The organism is Streptomyces sp. NPDC026062, from assembly GCF_055568375.1.
This window is the reverse complement of record NZ_JBVHOQ010000122.1, coordinates 1-1,791: the sequence shown is the minus strand read 5'-3', so window position 1 is coordinate 1,791 and position 1,791 is coordinate 1. Positions and strand designations below refer to the sequence as shown.

At 67.7% G+C, this 1,791-nt stretch carries 1 protein-coding gene; it reads right to left on the bottom strand.

Features of this window, described 5'->3' with window-relative positions; all coding sequences use genetic code 11:
• Positions 1 to 11: 11 nt before the first annotated feature.
• Positions 12 to 1,694, bottom strand: coding sequence for an IS1182 family transposase (locus ACZ4LX_RS38080; protein ID WP_467651991.1), 1,683 nt, complete (start codon positions 1,692 to 1,694; stop codon positions 12 to 14).
• Between the last annotated feature and the right edge of the window lie 97 nt (positions 1,695 to 1,791).

Below are 1,791 nucleotides of genomic sequence, written 5' to 3'. Positions count from 1 at the left end.
GACGCTGTTGGTTAATTCGGGCCTGGCTGCTTCGCCCCGTCGTATGCGGCGGGGCGAAGTGCTGCCAGGGGGCTGGTGCGGGTGCGTGCATGGGGTGTGCCGGTGAGCCATGCGTTGATGCGGACGAGGTTGACCGCGGCGCCGGTGAGCTGGTGTTGAAGACTGGTCTTTGGCAGGCCGCGGTAGCGGGATCTGCGCAGGCCGCAGGCTTGCACTGCTTGGGAGATGGTTCCTTCGACCCCGGCGCGGATCTTGTAGCGGTCCTTCCACTCGTCGGTTCGTTGGAGTTTCCGCGTCTGCCGAAGTGCTTCGTATTCGTCGCGGGGCCTGAGGTTGATCTCCCGGCGCTGGGCCTTCGGGGAGTTGACGCACTGCCGCAGCTGGGGGCAGGTGCGGCAGTCAGACGGGGAGAACCGGACTCGGATGGTCGGCAGTCCGTCTTCCGAACGGCGTTGGTGCCACTGCGTGCTGGTGATGCCGTTCGGGCAGGTCACATGCTGGTTGTCCCAGTCGATGGTGAACGCGTCCTGCCCGAAGGCGGCCTCGCCACGGGCGTGCGGAACAGTCACGGACTTCAGCGGCCCGTGCAGCGCGACCCGGTGATCACGACGGGCCGCGACCAGCGCGCCGCCGTTGGCATAGCCGGTGTCGACCCAGTGTTCGTCGGGCAGCAGGTCGCGTTCGGCGAGGCCGGCATGGACCACGGCGGCCATCCGGTCGTCAGGAACCGTGGCGACGGTGGTGGTCACGTTCGTGATCAGGTGCACTGTCTCCGGCTCGCACGTCTCAGTGAGATGGACCTTGAAGCCGTCCCAGAAAGTGTCACGCTTCACGCTGCCCCTGGCCTCGGGGTCATAGGGGGTGACCAGGCGTTTCGCGCCCGGCGGCCGGTCTTTTGGGTCCCGTCGCTCCACCTCGCCCTCCACCAGGCGGAAGTGCTGGACCCACAGCTGCCGCAGGAACTCCACCTCTGGCAGTGCCCGAAGCGCCAAGGGCGTGCCGTCTGTCCAGATCATCTCCAGCAGACGCATGCCGTCCGCGCCGATCCGGCGCCCCACCTCGACCCGCTTGGCCCAGGCCTTGGGGAAACGGGAGTCCTCGATCCGGGTTGCGTAGTGCGTGAACCAATCCGGCAATGCGTGCGCGCCCAGCCAGTCCGGATCTGTGCGGGCCACCGCGTTCAGCGCCGCCCGCAGACTCTCGCCGACCAGCTCCAGCCAGTTCAGCTCACGTGCCGCAGACAACACATGCGTGGAGTCCGTCCGTGCCTTGCCACCCTTGCTGAGCAGCCCCTTCTTCTGGGCAGCGGCCAAGATGCCGTCCAACACCGACCGCCCGCCATCCGCGCCGACCAGACGATCTCTGAACTCCGACAGCACGGAAAAGTCGAAGCCCGGATCAGTCAGCTCCAGCCCCAGCGCGAACTTCCAGTCGATACGGGCCCGCACCGCTTCCGCGGCCTGCCGGTCGGTCAGGCCCTCGGCGAACTGCAAGAGCACCACCAGCGCCAGCCGCCCCGGCGACCAGGCCGCCCTTCCCCGCGCCGGGAACAAATCCGCGAACTGCTCGTCGGTGAACAACGGCCCCAGCTCGTCCCGGACCCGGATCGCCAGACTCCCCTTCGGAAACGCGGCCCGCGCGACCCGCACCGTCTCCGCCGGGATCTCCCCAGACTCCTTCGGCTGCATCGACACCCGCACCCACCCCAATACGACAACGGCGGTCCTCAAGACCACAACCGGGTCTTGAGGACCGCCGTCACGCACAGGCCCGAATTAACCAACAGCGTCC